Origin of the sequence: Alkalihalophilus pseudofirmus OF4 (genome assembly GCF_000005825.2) — a bacterium.
Taxonomy (GTDB): Bacteria; Bacillota; Bacilli; order Bacillales; family Bacillaceae_D; genus Alkalihalophilus; species Alkalihalophilus pseudofirmus.
This window is the reverse complement of record NC_013791.2, coordinates 151,290-169,415: the sequence shown is the minus strand read 5'-3', so window position 1 is coordinate 169,415 and position 18,126 is coordinate 151,290. Positions and strand designations below refer to the sequence as shown.

Below are 18,126 nucleotides of genomic sequence, written 5' to 3'. Positions count from 1 at the left end.
TAGATAATGTGTAAACATATGTCAAGAATAATTTGGATAAGTCCTCGACCGATTAGTATCTGTCAGCTCCACATGTCGCCATGCTTCCACACCAGACCTATCAACCTCATCATCTCTAAGGGGTCTTACTGGATTAACTCCATGGGAAATCTCATCTTGAGGGGGGCTTCATGCTTAGATGCTTTCAGCACTTATCCCGTCCACACGTAGCTACCCAGCGATGCTCCTGGCGGAACAACTGGTACACCAGCGGTGTGTCCATCCCGGTCCTCTCGTACTAAGGACAGCTCCTCTCAAATTTCCTACGCCCGCGACGGATAGGGACCGAACTGTCTCACGACGTTCTGAACCCAGCTCGCGTACCGCTTTAATGGGCGAACAGCCCAACCCTTGGGACCTACTTCAGCCCCAGGATGCGATGAGCCGACATCGAGGTGCCAAACCTCCCCGTCGATGTGGACTCTTGGGGGAGATAAGCCTGTTATCCCCAGGGTAGCTTTTATCCGTTGAGCGATGGCCCTTCCATGCGGAACCACCGGATCACTAAGCCCGACTTTCGTCCCTGCTCGACTTGTAGGTCTCGCAGTCAAGCTCCCTTTTGCCTTTGCACTCTACGAATGATTTCCAACCATTCTGAGGGAACCTTTGGGCGCCTCCGTTACTGTTTAGGAGGCGACCGCCCCAGTCAAACTGCCCACCTGACACTGTCCCTGAACCGGATCACGGCTCGAGGTTAGAATGTCAGCACAGTCAGGGTAGTATCCCACCGACGCCTCCATCGAAGCTGGCGCTCCGACTTCCAAGGCTCCTACCTATCCTGTACAAACTGTACCAACATCCAATATCAAGCTACAGTAAAGCTCCATGGGGTCTTTCCGTCCTGTCGCGGGTAACCTGCATCTTCACAGGTACTATAATTTCACCGGGTCTCTCGTTGAGACAGTATCCAAGTCGTTACACCATTCGTGCGGGTCGGAACTTACCCGACAAGGAATTTCGCTACCTTAGGACCGTTATAGTTACGGCCGCCGTTTACTGGGGCTTCAATTCAGAGCTTCTCCCGTAAGGGATAACCCCTCCTCTTAACCTTCCAGCACCGGGCAGGTGTCAGCCCCTATACTTCGCCTTGCGGCTTCGCAGAGACCTGTGTTTTTGCTAAACAGTCGCTTGGATCTTTTCACTGCGGCTCTCTCGGGCATACACCCTACCAGAGCACCCCTTCTCCCGAAGTTACGGGGTCATTTTGCCGAGTTCCTTAACGAGAGTTCTCCCGAGCGTCTTAGAATTCTCTTCTCGCCTACCTGTGTCGGTTTGCGGTACGGGCACCTCTCACCTCGCTAGAGGCTTTTCTTGGCAGTGGAGGATCAGGAACTTCGGTACTACATTTCCCTCGCCATCACAACTCAGCCTTCGCGAGAAGCGGATTTGCCTACTTCTCAGCCTAATTGCTTGGACGCACATATCCATCAGTGCGCTTACCCTACCTTACTGCGTCCCCCCATTACTCAAACGGTGAGGAGGTGGTACAGGAATTTCAACCTGTTGTCCATCGCCTACGCTTTTCAGCCTCGGCTTAGGTCCCGACTTACCCTGAGCGGACGAGCCTTCCTCAGGAAACCTTGGGCTTTCGACGGAGGGGATTCTCACCCCTCTTTTCGCTACTCATACCGGCATTCTCACTTCTAAGCGCTCCACCAGTCCTCACGATCTGACTTCGCTGCACTTAGAACGCTCCCCTACCACTGACACCTAAGGTGTCAATCCATAGCTTCGGTGATACGTTTAGCCCCGGTACATTTTCGGCGCAGAGTCACTCGACCAGTGAGCTATTACGCACTCTTTAAATGGTGGCTGCTTCTAAGCCAACATCCTGGTTGTCTGGGCAACTCCACATCCTTTTCCACTTAACGTATACTTTGGGACCTTAGCTGATGGTCTGGGCTGTTTCCCTCTTGACTACGGATCTTAGCACTCGCAGTCTGACTCCCGAGTAAAAGTTTTTGGCATTCGGAGTTTGACTGAATTCGGTAATCCTGTGGGGACCCCTAGTCCAATCAGTGCTCTACCTCCAAAACTCTCAACCTCGAGGCTAGCCCTAAAGCTATTTCGGGGAGAACCAGCTATTTCCGAGTTCGATTGGCATTTCACCCCTACCCACACCTCATCCCCGCATTTTTCAACATGCGTGGGTTCGGGCCTCCATTCAGTGTTACCTGAACTTCACCCTGGACATGGGTAGATCACACGGTTTCGGGTCTACGACGGCGTACTCATTCGCCCTATTCAGACTCGCTTTCGCTACGGCTCCGCCTTATCAGCTTAACCTTGCACGACATCGTAACTCGCCGGTTCATTCTACAAAAGGCACGCTGTCACCCATTAACGGGCTCCAACTAGTTGTAGGCACACGGTTTCAGGATCTGTTTCACTCCCCTTCCGGGGTGCTTTTCACCTTTCCCTCACGGTACTGGTTCACTATCGGTCACTAGGGAGTATTTAGCCTTGGGAGATGGTCCTCCCGGATTCCGACGGGGTTTCACGTGTCCCGCCGTACTCAGGATCCACTCAGGAGGAAATAGAATTTCGACTACAGGGCTGTTACCTTGTGTCGCGGACCTTTCCAGATCGCTTCGCCTATCCTATTTCTTTGTAACTCCGTATAGAGTGTCCTACAACCCCAAGAGGCAAGCCTCTTGGTTTGGGCTGATACCGTTTCGCTCGCCGCTACTCAGGTAATCGCATTTGCTTTCTCTTCCTCTGGGTACTTAGATGTTTCAGTTCCCCAGGTCTGCCTCCTCATACCCTATGTATTCAGGTATGGGTACTATTCCATTACGAATAGTGGGTTCCCCCATTCGGATATCCTCGGATCAAAGCTCACTTACAGCTCCCCGAGGCGTTTCGCCGTTCGTCGCGTCCTTCTTCGGCTCCTAGTGCCAAGGCATTCACCGTGCGCCCTTTCTAACTTAACCAAAATTTAAAAAAGGTTGTTGAATTCTTGACATGCTCGTTCAATCTTCTCTATTAAAAGATACCGATGAACAAATATGTTTACATTTCATTATCTAGTTTTCAAAGAACCAAGTACTAACTCTTACTCAACTTGGTGAGAATTAGTATCTAATTGAAGGATAGTTCCTTCAAAACTGAACAAAAGATCCAAAGCGTATATGATCGTAAGATCATACATCGACTAGAGTAAATACTCCATAGAAAGGAGGTGATCCAGCCGCACCTTCCGATACGGCTACCTTGTTACGACTTCACCCCAATCATCTGTCCCACCTTAGGCGGCTGGCTCCAAAAGGTTACCTCACCGACTTCGGGTGTTACAAACTCTCGTGGTGTGACGGGCGGTGTGTACAAGGCCCGGGAACGTATTCACCGCGGCATGCTGATCCGCGATTACTAGCAATTCCGGCTTCATGTAGGCGAGTTGCAGCCTACAATCCGAACTGAGAATGGCTTTATGGGATTCGCTCAACCTCGCGGTTTTGCAGCCCTTTGTACCATCCATTGTAGCACGTGTGTAGCCCAGGTCATAAGGGGCATGATGATTTGACGTCATCCCCACCTTCCTCCGGTTTGTCACCGGCAGTCACCTTAGAGTGCCCAACTGAATGCTGGCAACTAAGATCAAGGGTTGCGCTCGTTGCGGGACTTAACCCAACATCTCACGACACGAGCTGACGACAACCATGCACCACCTGTCACTTTGTCCCCCGAAGGGGAAAGCTCTATCTCTAGAGTGGTCAAAGGATGTCAAGACCTGGTAAGGTTCTTCGCGTTGCTTCGAATTAAACCACATGCTCCACTGCTTGTGCGGGCCCCCGTCAATTCCTTTGAGTTTCAACCTTGCGGTCGTACTCCCCAGGCGGAGTGCTTAATGTGTTAACTTCGGCACTAAGGGCATCGAAACCCCTAACACCTAGCACTCATCGTTTACGGCGTGGACTACCAGGGTATCTAATCCTGTTTGCTCCCCACGCTTTCGCGCCTCAGCGTCAGTTACAGACCAGAGAGTCGCCTTCGCCACTGGTGTTCCTCCACATATCTACGCATTTCACCGCTACACGTGGAATTCCACTCTCCTCTTCTGTACTCAAGTCTCCCAGTTTCCAATGACCCTCCACGGTTGAGCCGTGGGCTTTCACATCAGACTTAAGAGACCGCCTGCGCGCGCTTTACGCCCAATAATTCCGGACAACGCTTGCCACCTACGTATTACCGCGGCTGCTGGCACGTAGTTAGCCGTGGCTTTCTGGTTAGGTACCGTCAAGGTGCCGCCTTATTCAAACGGCACTTGTTCTTCCCTAACAACAGAGCTTTACGATCCGAAAACCTTCATCACTCACGCGGCGTTGCTCCGTCAGACTTTCGTCCATTGCGGAAGATTCCCTACTGCTGCCTCCCGTAGGAGTCTGGGCCGTGTCTCAGTCCCAGTGTGGCCGATCACCCTCTCAGGTCGGCTACGCATCGTCGCCTTGGTAAGCCGTTACCTTACCAACTAGCTAATGCGCCGCGGGCCCATCTGTAAGTGATAGCCAAAGGCCATCTTTTACCGCTCCACCATGAGGTGGAACGGGTTATCCGGTATTAGCCCCGGTTTCCCGGAGTTATCCCAGTCTTACAGGCAGGTTGCCCACGTGTTACTCACCCGTCCGCCGCTAACCTCAGGGAGCAAGCTCCCATCAGTCCGCTCGACTTGCATGTATTAGGCACGCCGCCAGCGTTCGTCCTGAGCCAGGATCAAACTCTCCATAAAAGTGTTTGATTAAGCTCACTTACACAGGATGTGTTGGCTTCGATGTTGCAACAGGACGTTGCGAACTTAATCGAAGTTCATCTCTGCTAATAATTGACGAGATATCATGTATCTCTATTTCGCTTGGCTTTTGTTCAGTTTTCAAAGAACTTGTTCGCCGCTCGTTGGCGACTTAGTTATCTTACCGCATCTTTATGTGGAAGTCAACAACCTTTTTTGAAATATTTTTCAATGTTGTTTGTTGTTCCCTTGCGGTATGTACTAATATAGCATGTCCATTTTTTGAAGTCAACGATTTTTTTAATGATTTTTCTTCTATTCATTCATATAGTGAATTAAGGCAAAAGAAAAAGGAAGGCAATGCCTCCCTCTTCTCACTGGGTATGTTTCTTATTTTTTTGAAGCATGTATTTCATTCGATCATTTGGAGGGACAAACCGTTTATAGATGCCGTACACAATTTGATACTTTTCTTCCATTGCTTTTTTGACGACCTCATCTATTCTCGGGTCGGATAGATCTAGTAAGAGCTCTTCCATCTCTCTTTTCAACATGTATTCCACTTCAATTACTTCTTTACTATTTAACAAAAAACCTAACACAAGCAACACCTCAACCTTTAGAGACTCAACAGCATTACATACTCGTTTTATTTAATTGGTTATATCTTACAAGTGCCATCTAACTAAATTGTTTTCTAAACCTAATGTTTTTATTCATATGTTCTAATACTTTGCATAAATTTATCCTAAAAGGTGGACGAGGGGGATAATAAATGAAGTTTATTTGGGTCATTCATGCGAAACGTATGAAGCAATTATCTTTAATTATTGTTATGGCACTTTTTGCTGCAGGGTTCTTATATATCGAACGAGCCCAGCTTCCTGTTTTTTCAACATCAGAAGGACCACAGGCGTTTTACAAAGCGGAGACAGATGATAACCGTATCGCACTCACGTTTAACTTAAGCTGGGGAGATAAACAGGTTGGACCGATCCTTGATGTGTTAACTCAAAAGGGTGTTGATCAAGCAACGTTCTTTGTCTCTGCATCCTGGGCCGAGCGGTATCCGGATTTAGTAAAGCAAATTAAAGAGGCCGGTCATTTAATCGGAAGCCATGGCTATCAATATAAGAGCTATACTTCATGGGAAGATGAAAAGGTGAGGAAAGATCTAGTGAGGAGTAAACAAGTTCTTACTGAATTAGCTGGCGAAAAGCCAACGTTGCTTAGACCTCCAAATGGGGCTTTTGATAAACGAATCCTGGCCCTTGCTGAAAAACAAGATTACAGTGTTGTACATTGGAGCGTGGATTCTCTCGACTATCAAAATCCAGGAGTCGATGTCATTGTAGATAATGTCGTAAACAACACGACATCCGGAGACGTTCTTTTGTTCCATGCATCAGATTCTGTAAAGCAGACTGATAAAGCCCTTCCTATCGTTATTGATCAATTAAAAGAAAAAGGTTTTACTTTTATTTCAGTTGAAGAACTGATGGCAAGCACTGAAGCTGAAAGCGAAGAAATTAAATAGAAATAAAAAAAGCTCGAGCGACTATGCTCGAGCTTTCGTATTTGGTTGATTTGTCAGCTTATGAAGAGTAAGCAGCTGCCATGTATTTGCTGAGATAAGCGGTGCAAAATACATCCATAACCATTTAGGGTCATTTACCGTTAGGGCTGGCACCCATTCAATCGTCGTAACAACCACGATGAAAAATAAAGCTGGAATAAATGCTCCTTGATTTGTATCTTTTGCTTTAAGGTAAGCAATGACTAGCCCATATGCTAACAGTAAAACCGGCATAATGGTATAGTGCAGAATCGTCTCACCTTCTGTTGCAAAGGCAATATACCGCAGATAAATTAAATCAAAAATGACAAACGCAATCAGAACTACTTGTATTCTGTTCCAAAGCCTAGCCGATTTAAATAAACCGAGTCCAAAGCGGTGCAGCGTCAAGTAGGCAAAGAAGCCCATTTGACTCACTAAGCTAAATGCCGCACTGATCCCAAGCAGCCAAATGAGCCCGACTACCATATTTGTAATGTCCCCGCCTGTATACACATCAAAATCAATAATAAAGCCAACAATTGCTCCACTTAAACTTCCTACAAGCAATGTAGAAAAAAATAAATATACCACTTTCCGACTATTCACTGGCATTTCCTCCAAAATCGTTAAACATACTGTCATGATTGTATCAATCAAGATTAAAAAATGCTAGTTGTTCACTGTTACTCATGCATATTTTTTTAATAAATATCTCAAATTAATGACAAAGCGAAGGAGGTGAGCAGCTGTCATGAAAAAATTTCTTCATGGGTTGATTGTGTGCTCAGCTATACTTACACTAATAAGCTGCGCAACTGCTGAAGGAAGCGGTGGCAATAATACAGATTATGAAGGTACTAAAAAGATGATGGTCGATATGCTTAAGACCGATGAGGGCAAGCAAGCGATTCAAGAAATTATGAACGAAGAAGAGATGCGTCATGAGCTTGTAATGGACAATGCGTATGTGAAAGAAACGATCCAAGAAACCTTAACCTCTGAAAAGGGGCGAGCTTTTTGGCAAGAAGTGATGCAGGATCCTGAGTTTGCAAAAACCTTTGCAGAAAGTATGCAGACAGAAAATGAAAAGATGCTAAAAGGTTTAATGAAAGACCCTGAATACCAAGGCATGATGATCACCGTTCTGCAAAATCCCGAAATGGAAGAAACGGTGCTTGAGGTTATGAAGTCAAAGGAATACCGCCAGCAAGTGATGACTGTTATGTCTGAGGCCTTTGAGAGTCCTTATTTCGTTGCTAAAATTAGTGAGATCTTAGGCAGTGTTGCTGAGGAGCAAATGAAGAAACAAGATCCAGCCAAAGCAGAGGAAGAGAAGAAACAGCAAGAGGAACAGCAACAAGAAGAAGGCGGCGGTGGCAGTGGAAGCGGCGGCCAATCTTCAGGTGGATAAAAAAAGAAGCCAAAGCGGCTTCTTTTTTTACTTTTCGATTTTTACAATAATTTTCTCGGCAATTTCTTTATAAATCAGACCATTTGGATGATCCTCAGCATAAATAGATGGCGCAAAATCATTTTCATCGATGTCAGGTTGTCCAAGAGGAATTTGGCCAAGAATATCTGTTTTTAACTCTTCTGCTAAACGTTCTCCGCCTCCGCGGCCAAACACATATTCTTTCTCTCCTGTTGTCTTGCTTTCAAAGTATGCCATGTTCTCAACGACACCAAGAATTTCATGATGTGTTTTAATAGCCATTGTACCTGCACGTGCAGCTACAAAGGCTGCTGTAGCATGAGGCGTTGTCACCAAAATTTCTTTTGAATGAGGAAGCATTGTATGTAAATCAAGGGCAACATCACCTGTACCCGGCGGCAAATCAAGGATTAAGTAATCAAGCTCGCCCCACTCAATATCACTAAAGAACTGATTAAGCATTTTACCAAGCATTGGTCCGCGCCAGATCACGGGTGCATTATCTTCAACAAAGAAGCCCATAGAAATGACTTTTACACCAAAGCGTTCTACAGGATAAATACGATCTGCAATGACTTTTGGACGCTCTTCAATTCCCATCATATCCGGCACACTAAAGCCATAGATATCTGCATCAATAATTCCGACACGCTTCCCAAGACGAGCTAGTGTTGTCGCCACATTAACAGATACGGTGGACTTTCCAACGCCCCCCTTACCGCTTGTTACCGCAATAAACGTCGTTGGGCTGTCAGGAGCCAGAATAGAAGGGCCTTCAAATGCCGCTTCTTTTAATCCGCCGGCCGACTTCAACTCTTGTTCTGTCAGCTCTTCAAAGCGCAGGCCTACAGATTCTGCCCCTTCTCCTTTTAATACATTAACTACTTCCTGCTGCACTTCCATTTGTTCTGCTGTGCCTGTTTTGGCAAGAGCAATTTTGACGCTGACATTTCCGCCTTTAATCTTTACTTCACGTACACCACCAGTTTCGACGATGCTTTTATTTAAATCACGATCTTTGACTCGTTTTAAGGCTTCGACAATTGTCGTTTCTGTTACCAATATGAACACCATCCTTTAACCAGTTATATGCCTAGTATAGCATATTCTGCATAAGGACCGTGAATCCGTTTACACCTCGTTAGAATTATGAGACAGGTTCTTCTTCATTCGTATAATATCTCATGATTCCTTGGTAAATTGAAGCTGCGACCTTATCTTGATACGCCTCGGTCTGTAGCATCGACGCTTCTGTTGGATGAGATAAGAATCCAGCCTCTACTAACACCCCTGGGATTTCTGCTTTCTTTAATAAGAAGATATTATCAATAGGCTTAGCTATTCTTTCTGTATTCTCTAAGTTCGTCCGAATTTGATCTTGCACAAATTTGGCCAGTCCTTCATTTTCAGGAATTGCGCGATGGTAGAACGTTTGTGCCCCGCTCCATTTTGGTGAAGGAATCGCATTAAGGTGGATGGTCACAAACAGATCGGCATCTGACTCATTGACGATCTCAACCCGTCTTTTCAAATCCTCAATTTTACGATGCCTGATTTTCTTTGTTCCCTCCCCTGCTAAATCGCGGTCTTCCTCTCTTGTCATTAATACAAGTGCACCTGCTTCTTGAAGATAATCTCTTAGGTGTTCGCTTATTGCTAAGGTAACTTCTTTTTCAAGCAGACCTTGTTTTGACACGGCACCTCCGTCAATCCCGCCATGGCCTGGGTCGACGACTATAATTTTGCCTGATAAGGGCAGATGCCATGTCGCCGAATCTTTACTGATAAATTGATATTGTATTAAAAAAAGCAGTCCCACTATACCGAGCGCAAACGCTATGCCTCTCATCCACCTGATCATCAGCCTTCCCCCTTTATATCCCTACCCATATATATTGGGACAAGGAGGAAAATATGAATGGTTTAATGAAGTCTAAGTCTGTGGCGTTTTTCTGCTTCTTTAAATCCTTTTTCCCACCAACGGTCTATAAAGACATCAGATGAAATTTTAAGTGACTCTAATAAATAATCTGTATCCCCGTTCCACCCTTGTAATAGGTTAAACAAGGAAAAGGAAATATCGGTTAATTCATCTTCACATCTTGCCATGACTTCTGAAACGGACTCTCCTAAGTAGCCAAACCTCCCGTATTCTGCTCCCACTAAGTAAGCATCAATAGCCATGTCCATACAAGGATCGAGTAAAAAAGGATGAGATAAGAAATAAAACGGAACAACTGGCTTAAAATGCTTATGCACATCTTCTTTTAACTGCTTTAACGAGAGCTGCCTTAATACCCCTCGTTCAAATTTCCACTGCTTTTCACGTCTTTTTTCTGAAAAGGTCGATACAACTGCCATTCTCCTCACTCCCATAAATCATGTTGCCATTAGTATGGGGAATGTAAATGTCACTATGCAGTGGAAAAATTGTCAGGAGATGAAGGATTTAAAAACATTCATGACAGGCACCATTTAGGGAGATACCCATACACTAGGAGAGAATTGTATTAAGGAGGTCGGTCAAATGAGTATGCCTATTATTCCAAAACAGCCCCATCGTCCTGACTTATGTAAAGTAACGATCGATTTGATGGAATCGATCGCTTTAGAAGAGATAGCTCTCTCTCATTTAGTCAATGCAGAAGCTGAGAAAATTCAAGCCTTTGTCGGAAAGCATCTAAACTTCCCTACTTGTCCTAATACCGGCGAGATTATTACGTTTAATAAGTCAGTTAATCGAATGATCGACTCTGTTCTGATGAAAGAATTTCTGCTGCTTAGAAAACTTGAGACGACCATGGAGATTATAGACCTCAAACATTGTCACTCACATTGCGATAAATGTTATGACCCTTGTCATGATCATAAGCATCACCATGACTGCGGGTGCGCGTTTGAATTTGGCACAGACCATAAACATGAAAAAGAGTGTGATTGTGAATGCGATTGTCATTGCGAAGGTGACTGCGACTGCGGCTGTCATGATTAACCACAAGCTTGTTAGGAGGTGAGGATGATGAAAACAAACCCTCATGCAAATAAACCATTGATATTACTGAAGTCTATTTCAAGTATGGAAAAGGCGCTTAATTCTTATCTAGGTGCAAGCATTGAATTGATTGAATTGATTGAATTGATTGAATCGATTGATAAGAATAAAGGGATCCATGAGGCGGACATGATAACAAATAAACAGGTCTGCTTGCTCGTTCACGCGAGCTTATCTCAGTTATGCCAGCTGCAGCATCTTCTCAAGCGTAAACTCCAGTATTATGTAATGGTCATTCCTAACAACGGTGCAGCACCCATCATTGACCTTGATGAATTAGAAGAGAATCAGCAGCAATTATTATCAGCTATCAAAACGTTACGCATCCTTTTAAAAAGCTCGCCCCTATACAAAAAAGACCTGCCATTATTCAATAGCAAGCTTGATGATTTAATGAGTTATTATAAAGAAAAGAAGGAGCTGCTGCAGATAAGGTATGAACAACATACCATTCAACAGCCAGCTCCCCCGTTGTTGTGGATATGATTTTAATCTTCAATACACGGACTAACACCTACAGGAGCACTTGTTACTCCAACGTATAACTCATCTCCTGTATCTATATCTGTTAACGTTAATGTTACGATATTCGCATCATCATCAAATACCATCGTAAAGTTTACAGGTGTGTTCATTTGGTCAAAACCTGTACCTGTAGCTCTTCCAGTACCTGTTACTGTAACAATACCATTCTCTATATCATCACAGTCTACTTCATCTAATTCTTCTACATCTGCATCGAATTGAAGATTGACTCCTTGAGCATTGAAGTTATAGTTAATTCGTATATCTTCCTCACAATCTGCACAAATACGTAGTTGTCCAGCTACGTTACCCTCTATATCCTCTAATTCTTCTTCAGGAAATGAAGCAGTTGTCGTTTCGGTTTGTGAATTGACTAGTGCCTCTGCTGAGCATGCACACTCGAAAACTGGCGGCGGTGTTGGTCCATTTCCATTTAAAAGCCCTGAATCTAAAATATCCTCTAGCTTAAATTGAAGCAGCATTTCTTTTTTTATAACAGTTCTCAACATACGTTCTACACTGCGGTTGACAGCTAGAAGACCATCTAAATCTAAGTCCTCAGCAAGGCCCCCTCCATTTTCAAGAGTCCCTAACGCATACTGCAGCTTCTCACCCTCCGCATTCATGATGTGAGCTAAGCTTAGTTCTTCAAAGGCAATCGAAGCTAGTAGTAATAGAGCTACTTGCTCTCGATCTAATCCAGTTATTGAATTGAGATTTTCTGGTATATTAGACATTGACATTTTTAATGTCCTCCTTTCGTTTATAGTTCTAAAGTATTCATATAAAATGAAAAGGGGACGGCCCTTGTCCGCATGCTAATGCCTGTTTTAACAAGGGTTTCACTGTACTTGCTCATTCTTTAATAAATCAAAATTGTAAGCTCTTCATTAAAGCTTTTCTATCAGATGATTCAAAATACCCCTCATTTATAACCAGGCTTTTTTTAATTATGTTTTTAAGAGATTCTAAGGTCTTCCACTTTTTACTAAGGATTTTCCTTCAAATACTTTAAAATGTTATCTAACTTATACAACAGCAAAATCTCTTTTTTGATTACATGTTGAAGGGATTGTTCTAATCGGTTATTGGCTTCTAGTAATTCGTCTAAGGACTCAGCTTGGCCAACTTCAGGGTTTTCTATTAAACCAAGTGCAGCTTGCAGCTCTTCAGCACTCGCATTCATGACGTGGGCTAAACTAAATTGTTTAAAAGCGATCGATGCTAATAACAATAACGCTACTTGCTCGCGGTCTAACCCTTCTTTTGGTAATAGCTCTATTGGTAGATTATCCATTTTAGCTTACCTCCTTTCTTATTTATAATTTATTCATTCAGATAACCCCTTGAAACAGCCAGTGTCATTGATGCACTGCCTTTTCTTAGCTCCTTCTAAATATATAAAGCTCCTAACCCATTGGTTAAGAGCTTTACATTTCTAATTAATCTCCAGGTACATTATTTTCAAGAAGGCCTGAATCAATAACATCCTCTAACTTAAATTGGAGCAGCATTTCTTTTTTGATTACTGTTCTTAACATCCGTTCAACGCTTCGGTTAATCGTTAGCAAATCTTCGAAATCTCCTACTATGGGCGTCTGCCCAGGCAGTAATGTTCCTAATGCATATTGCAGCTTTTCTGCCTCCGCATTCATAATATGAGCTAAGCTTAATTCTTCGAGTGCAATGGATGCTAACAGCAGCAGCGCGACTTGCTCACGGTCTAAACCATCAAACGAATTAATATCAGGTATATTTGGATATGACATTTACTCTCCTCCTCCATCACTACACTCTATTCCGTATATTTATATTGGGCAGGGCGAATGTCTATAGATCAGCTAAACAAAAACAAAAAACCCCCATCCAAAATGGATGAGAGTTTTTGAAAACGATATTAACGTTTTGAGAACTGAGGTGCACGACGAGCTGCTTTAAGACCGTATTTCTTACGCTCTTTCATACGAGCATCACGAGTCAAGAAGCCAGCACGCTTAAGAGATGTGCGGTTTTCAGGATCTACTTCAAGTAGTGCACGTGCTACACCGTGACGGATAGCGCCTGCTTGTCCTGTGTACCCACCACCGTCAACGTTAACGTGAACGTCATATTGACCTTCAACGCCAGTTTCAACTAGTGGTTGCTTAGCGATAAGCTTAAGAGTATCAAGACCGAAATATTCATCTAATTCACGACCGTTGATGATCATACGACCATCACCTGGTACTAAACGTACGCGCGCAACAGAGTGCTTACGGCGACCTGTACCGTAGTATTGTACTTGTGCCAAGATAATAACCTCCCTATCGATTAACCGCGAAGTTCGTAAACTTCTGGTTTTTGAGCTTGTTGTTTGTGTTCACTTCCAGCATAAACATGAAGTTTCATACCTTGCTTACGTCCAAGCGTGTTCTTAGGAAGCATTCCCTTGATAGCAAGCTCAAGCATACGCTCAGGCTTGTTAGCACGCATATCAGCAGCTTTAGTCATCTTTAAACCACCTGGGTGATTTGTGTGACGGTAGTAAATCTTGTCGTTTAATTTGTTACCTGTTAGTTCAATTTTCTTTGCGTTGATGATGATCACGTGGTCACCAGTGTCAACGTGCGGAGTGTAAGTTGGTTTGTGCTTACCACGAAGGATAGAAGCAACTTCAGAAGCTAGACGACCAAGAGTTTGGCCTTCAGCGTCTACTACAAACCACTTACGCTCAACTTCGTTTGGCTTTGCCATATATGTTGTACGCATGAATTTCCCTCCTAAATACGTTCACTTTCAAATTTAAAATCAAGTGTGTTAAATCCAAAGTCTCTTGTAACATTCTACTACCCGGGGCTAGTGGGTGTTAGAATTACCATCTAAAATCATATAATAATCAAAACCCAATGTCAACAATTTGTTACACTAGGGTTCGTTGTTTTAGAAAGTTTTTTTCTGGAAAACTTATTTCAGTCATTATATTGTACGGACCATAGATAAAGTCCCTGTGGAGGAGCTGTTTTTCCAGCATCATCCCGCTTGCACGTACGAAGTGCTGTATCCACACTCTCTGCTGTTCTCTTGCCGTAGCCAACCTCAAGCAGCGTGCCGACAATAATCCGAACCATATTGTAGAGAAACCCATTCCCGCGCAAAATAAAATGCAGTTCATCTTCGTGTACGTTAATGTCGACTGCGTAAAGAGTGCGCACTTTATCTATGACACTTGTATTTGCTGCACAAAACGCGCTGAAGTCATGAGTGCCAATTAAATAAGCCGCTGCCTGTCTCATTTTATCAATATCAAGCGCGTACAAGACATGTGCTGTATGATGCCGTCTGAATACATCAGGATCTTCTGCATTCAGCACACGATAGCGATACTCCTTGCCTGTTGTATGATATCTCGCATGAAAATCCTTCTCTGCATAGTGCGCAGAAAGCACTCGAATATCATCAGGCAGACATGCATTTAATGCTTTAGGCCATTGAGCTGCAGGAATACGAAACGGGCTGTCAAAATGAATGACTTGGCCTTTGGCATGAACACCTGCATCGGTACGGCCAGAGGCGGTGACACTTACCTCTTGTCCTTTATGCACACGTTTTAAGGCTTGCTCGATCTCTAATTGTACGGTTCGTTTATTCGGCTGAACTTGATAGCCTGAAAAGTTCGTTCCATCATACGAGATGATACATGCTATACGGTTCAATTCGCTTCACCTACCCGTTTCGTAACAATATAATTCCAACGCCAATCACCAAAGCCGACACAACGACAAAAGAGTCCTTGCCATTCCACATCAACACTCTTAGCTTCGTACGGCCTTCACCGCCCCTGTAGCCGCGCGCTTCCATTGCAAGAGCTAAATCCTCTGCTCTCTTAAACGCACTGATAAACAACGGTACGAGGAGCGGAAGCAGTGCTTTTACCCGCTTTGAAATCGGACCAGAACTAAAATCCACCCCGCGGGCCATCTGCGCTTTTAAGATCTTTTCCGTCTCTTGCATAAAGGTTGGGATAAACCGGAGAGCAATCGACATCATTAAAGCAAGCTCATGTGCCGGCAGCCCTACTTTTTTAAGCGGGGTAAACAATGACTCTAGCCCGTCTGTTAAATCAATCGGACTCGTTGTTAATGTGATCAATGATGTCAGCATCACAAGCGTTAACAGTCTCGTAGCAATAAATAAGCCGTTCATCACGCCGCCCTCATGAATGGCGATCGGACCGAGCGTCATCAGGACAGGGCCCTCTTTTGTTAAGAGGATATGGAGAATGAGAGTGAACAACACTAACCATAAAATCGGCCTGAGCCCGCGATATAAAAATAAAAGCGGAACCCTTGAGATGGCCATTAACATGACAGTTAACCCTACTAGCAATAAGCTTGAAAACCAGTTATCAGCAAAGAAAATAATGATTAATAAAATAAAGACACTAATCAGCTTTGAGCGCGGATCAAGCTTATGCAAAAAGGAATTACCCTGCACATACTGGCCGATAATCACATTTTGAAACATGATCAGCCCTCTCCTTTCTCGTGAAGAAGGTCTGCTAGAAATGCAGCCACTTCTTCTTTTTCAAAAAGCAGAGGAACCTCAGTAAGGTTAAACTTCTTTTTCACCTGAGCCAGCAGTCGAACAGTGTCAGGTAAATCAAGCCCTATCTCACTTAGACGCTCAGACTCCTTAAACACTTGATCGCGGGTGCCAGACATCTCAATCTTCCCGTTATTCATTACCACTAAATGATCAGCATATTTCGCTGCATCCTCCATGCTGTGAGTAACAAGAATCGTTGTCGTGCCATATTCCTTATGATAATTATTAAAGAGCTCAAGCATTTGGACTCTTCCTTCTGGGTCAAGGCCTGCTGTCGGCTCATCTAGAACTAGTACAGAAGGCCTGATTGCAAGCACTCCAGCTATCGCTACCCGTCGCATCTGACCGCCGCTTAATTGAAAAGGAGACGACTCAAGTACATCTTCATTTAGCCCTACAAGAGGCAGAAGCTCACGCACCCGGCGCATAGCCGCTTCTTCAGTCACTCCGTAATTCATCGGCCCAAAACAAATATCCTTAGCCACTGTTTCTTCAAACAACTGATGCTCAGGGTATTGAAAAACAAGACCAACCTGCTGCCTTAAATCTCGTAACGGCTGCTTATTCTTTTTATCAGCATTCAGTTTAAATTTACCGATTACAATCTCTCCTGCACTTGGATTAAGGAGTCCATTAATATGTTGAATAAGAGTAGACTTACCTGATCCTGTATGACCAATTATGGCAGTAAATGAACCGGAAGGAATAAAGAGGTCTACAGGATGTAAGGCCGTTTTTTCAAATGGTGTTCCAATCATATACCGATGTTCTACGCCTTTGAATGATATGTCCATAACGCCCGAACCAACTCTCCTTCCGTCAGAGGTAACTGCTCGAAGCTGATCCCCTTTTGTTCTAGCTCATGAGCAAGACGTACAGAAAAAGGCACCTTCAAACCAGCAGCTTCTAACTGTTCACTCGATTGAAATACCTCTTTGGGTGGACCATCTGCTTTTATTTGACCATTTTCAAAGATAAGTACACGTTCAGCCATGACTGCTTCTTCCATGTCATGAGTAATCGTCATAATAGCCATACCGCGGTCATGAAGCATCTTCATCGTTTTCATGACATCTTTACGACCTGAGGGATCAAGCATGGACGTTGCTTCATCAAATATAATTAGATCAGGCTCTAGGGCAATAATGCCAGCAATCGCTACACGCTGCTTCTGTCCTCCAGAGAGGCGGTGAGGCTCTGCATCTAAGAGATGACTGATACCGATTAATTGAGAGTACTTTTCGATTCGAGAGATCATCTCATCACGAGGAATCCCCTGATTTTCTAACCCAAAAGCAATATCATCGCGAACAGTCGTCGCAACGAATTGATGATCTGGATTTTGAAAAATCATACCGACACGCTTTCTCACTTGCCATAACTCCTCTTCAGAAGATGTATGGAAGCCATCTACTATCACCCTGCCTTGCTGCGGTGTCAGCAAGCCATTGATTAACCTGCCAAACGTGGACTTACCTGATCCATTTCGTCCTAGAATGGACACCCATTCCTTTCGGTTAAAGGAGATCGTCAAGTCATGAAGCGCTAGATCCTTCGATTCTTCGTATTGAAACGATATTTCCTTAAGCTCAATAAAAGCAGACAAATAAAACCCTCCTCAAAAGGTCTTTTACTCGAATGAAACCGAATGAAATCAATATATAGGAGTGGTCTCATTCTCTATGACAAATATATGAGCAACAAAAAAGGGCCCCCAGAGTCAGAGCGTTACTTGCTCAGATCCTGTACAGCCCTTTGTCGCCTCATATAATGACTCTTTAAAGACTCTAATTATACAAGTTCAATAATCGCCATTGGTGCACCGTCTCCACGACGAGGACCAACTTTAAGAATACGAGTGTAACCGCCTTGACGATCCTCGTAACGAGTTGCGATTTCAGAGAATAGCTTTTGGATTGCATCTTCGTTAGTCTCTTCGTTAGCTACTTCACGACGAATGAAAGCTGCAGCTTGACGACGAGCATGAAGATCTCCACGCTTCCCTAAAGTGATCATTTTCTCAACGATTGAACGAAGCTCTTTCGCTTTCGCTTCAGTCGTTTCGATGCGCTCATTAATGATAAGGTCAGTTGCTAAGTCACGGAAAAGAGCCTTACGACCAGCACTATCACGACCTAATTTTGCGTATGCCATGTTCGTTTCCCTCCTTTGTTACCTTCTCTTGCTGTTAAGCCAGAGATATAAAAGAA

General features: G+C 44.0%; 19 protein-coding genes and 2 rRNA genes. 4 read left to right on the top strand and 17 right to left on the bottom strand.

Going from position 1 to position 18,126, the window contains the following annotated elements:
- Positions 1-32 precede the first annotated feature (32 nt).
- From BPOF4_RS00880 to BPOF4_RS00870, 3 genes are all read right to left on the bottom strand, one after another.
- Positions 33-2,972 (bottom strand): 23S ribosomal RNA (locus BPOF4_RS00880).
- 241 nt (positions 2,973-3,213) lie between these two features.
- Positions 3,214-4,765 (bottom strand): 16S ribosomal RNA (locus BPOF4_RS00875).
- The 16S and 23S rRNA genes sit together here, the layout of an rRNA operon.
- A 374-nt stretch (positions 4,766-5,139) precedes the next feature.
- Positions 5,140-5,367: a hypothetical protein gene (locus tag BPOF4_RS00870; protein WP_012957181.1), complete on the bottom strand. Its 228-nt coding sequence runs from the start codon at positions 5,365-5,367 to the stop codon at positions 5,140-5,142.
- Positions 5,368-5,540: 173 nt separating this feature from the next.
- Here BPOF4_RS00870 and pdaB point away from each other — a divergent pair, with 173 nt between their 5' ends.
- Positions 5,541-6,302 carry a polysaccharide deacetylase family sporulation protein PdaB gene (gene pdaB / locus BPOF4_RS00865; RefSeq protein ID WP_012957180.1) on the top strand — a complete coding sequence of 254 codons (762 nt, stop codon included), beginning with the start codon at positions 5,541-5,543 and terminating at the stop codon, positions 6,300-6,302.
- A gap of 21 nt (positions 6,303-6,323) precedes the next feature.
- Here pdaB and BPOF4_RS00860 read toward each other — a convergent pair whose 3' ends face one another.
- Positions 6,324-6,929, bottom strand: a complete 606-nt coding sequence (locus BPOF4_RS00860) for a KinB-signaling pathway activation protein (protein ID WP_012957179.1) — start codon at positions 6,927-6,929, stop codon at positions 6,324-6,326.
- Positions 6,930-7,074: 145 nt separating this feature from the next.
- Here BPOF4_RS00860 and gerD point away from each other — a divergent pair, with 145 nt between their 5' ends.
- On the top strand, positions 7,075-7,734 hold the full coding sequence (gene gerD / locus BPOF4_RS00855) for a spore germination lipoprotein GerD (protein WP_012957178.1): 660 nt from the start codon (positions 7,075-7,077) through the stop codon (positions 7,732-7,734).
- Between the two features lie 27 nt (positions 7,735-7,761).
- Here gerD and BPOF4_RS00850 read toward each other — a convergent pair whose 3' ends face one another.
- From BPOF4_RS00850 to BPOF4_RS00840, 3 genes are all read right to left on the bottom strand, one after another.
- Positions 7,762-8,817 carry an Mrp/NBP35 family ATP-binding protein gene (locus BPOF4_RS00850; RefSeq protein ID WP_012957177.1) on the bottom strand — a complete coding sequence of 352 codons (1,056 nt, stop codon included), beginning with the start codon at positions 8,815-8,817 and terminating at the stop codon, positions 7,762-7,764.
- Positions 8,818-8,902: 85 nt separating this feature from the next.
- The gene (gene cwlD, locus BPOF4_RS00845) at positions 8,903-9,616 is read right to left on the bottom strand and encodes an N-acetylmuramoyl-L-alanine amidase CwlD (RefSeq protein ID WP_012957176.1); all 714 of its coding nucleotides are present in this window, start codon (positions 9,614-9,616) and stop codon (positions 8,903-8,905) included.
- A 62-nt stretch (positions 9,617-9,678) separates the two neighbouring features.
- On the bottom strand, positions 9,679-10,116 hold the full coding sequence (locus BPOF4_RS00840; protein ID WP_012957175.1) for a YbaK family protein: 438 nt from the start codon (positions 10,114-10,116) through the stop codon (positions 9,679-9,681).
- A gap of 166 nt (positions 10,117-10,282) precedes the next feature.
- Between BPOF4_RS00840 and BPOF4_RS22385 the strand changes: the two genes are divergently transcribed.
- Together BPOF4_RS22385 and BPOF4_RS00830 are read left to right on the top strand one after the other, a co-directional pair.
- Positions 10,283-10,747 (top strand): alpha-helical endospore appendage domain-containing protein, encoded by a 465-nt coding sequence (locus BPOF4_RS22385; RefSeq protein WP_012957174.1) that lies wholly within the window; start codon positions 10,283-10,285, stop codon positions 10,745-10,747.
- A 24-nt stretch (positions 10,748-10,771) separates the two neighbouring features.
- Positions 10,772-11,293, top strand: coding sequence for a hypothetical protein (locus BPOF4_RS00830; protein ID WP_148229476.1), 522 nt, complete (start codon positions 10,772-10,774; stop codon positions 11,291-11,293).
- 2 nt (positions 11,294-11,295) lie between these two features.
- Here BPOF4_RS00830 and BPOF4_RS22560 read toward each other — a convergent pair whose 3' ends face one another.
- The 10 genes from BPOF4_RS22560 to rplQ form a co-directional block, all read right to left on the bottom strand.
- Positions 11,296-12,075 (bottom strand): alpha-helical endospore appendage domain-containing protein, encoded by a 780-nt coding sequence (locus tag BPOF4_RS22560; RefSeq protein ID WP_012957172.1) that lies wholly within the window; start codon positions 12,073-12,075, stop codon positions 11,296-11,298.
- Between the two features lie 245 nt (positions 12,076-12,320).
- Complete coding sequence (locus BPOF4_RS00820; RefSeq protein ID WP_012957171.1) at positions 12,321-12,629, bottom strand: alpha-helical endospore appendage domain-containing protein; 309 nt, start codon at positions 12,627-12,629, stop codon at positions 12,321-12,323.
- A 145-nt stretch (positions 12,630-12,774) separates the two neighbouring features.
- Positions 12,775-13,101, bottom strand: a complete 327-nt coding sequence (locus BPOF4_RS00815) for an alpha-helical endospore appendage domain-containing protein (RefSeq protein ID WP_012957170.1) — start codon at positions 13,099-13,101, stop codon at positions 12,775-12,777.
- A gap of 128 nt (positions 13,102-13,229) precedes the next feature.
- On the bottom strand, positions 13,230-13,622 hold the full coding sequence (rpsI, locus tag BPOF4_RS00810) for a 30S ribosomal protein S9 (RefSeq protein ID WP_012957169.1): 393 nt from the start codon (positions 13,620-13,622) through the stop codon (positions 13,230-13,232).
- 20 nt (positions 13,623-13,642) lie between these two features.
- The gene (rplM, locus tag BPOF4_RS00805; protein ID WP_012957168.1) at positions 13,643-14,080 is read right to left on the bottom strand and encodes a 50S ribosomal protein L13; all 438 of its coding nucleotides are present in this window, start codon (positions 14,078-14,080) and stop codon (positions 13,643-13,645) included.
- A 200-nt stretch (positions 14,081-14,280) separates the two neighbouring features.
- Complete coding sequence (truA, locus tag BPOF4_RS00800; protein ID WP_012957167.1) at positions 14,281-15,024, bottom strand: tRNA pseudouridine(38-40) synthase TruA; 744 nt, start codon at positions 15,022-15,024, stop codon at positions 14,281-14,283.
- A gap of 10 nt (positions 15,025-15,034) precedes the next feature.
- Positions 15,035-15,835 (bottom strand): energy-coupling factor transporter transmembrane component T family protein, encoded by an 801-nt coding sequence (locus BPOF4_RS00795; RefSeq protein WP_012957166.1) that lies wholly within the window; start codon positions 15,833-15,835, stop codon positions 15,035-15,037.
- Between the two features lie 2 nt (positions 15,836-15,837).
- Positions 15,838-16,710 (bottom strand): energy-coupling factor ABC transporter ATP-binding protein, encoded by an 873-nt coding sequence (locus tag BPOF4_RS00790; protein WP_012957165.1) that lies wholly within the window; start codon positions 16,708-16,710, stop codon positions 15,838-15,840.
- The gene (locus BPOF4_RS00785) at positions 16,686-17,522 is read right to left on the bottom strand and encodes an energy-coupling factor transporter ATPase (RefSeq protein ID WP_012957164.1); all 837 of its coding nucleotides are present in this window, start codon (positions 17,520-17,522) and stop codon (positions 16,686-16,688) included. Before BPOF4_RS00785 ends, BPOF4_RS00790 begins: the two co-directional genes overlap by 25 nt.
- A 185-nt stretch (positions 17,523-17,707) precedes the next feature.
- The gene (gene rplQ, locus BPOF4_RS00780; RefSeq protein WP_012957163.1) at positions 17,708-18,070 is read right to left on the bottom strand and encodes a 50S ribosomal protein L17; all 363 of its coding nucleotides are present in this window, start codon (positions 18,068-18,070) and stop codon (positions 17,708-17,710) included.
- Between the last annotated feature and the right edge of the window lie 56 nt (positions 18,071-18,126).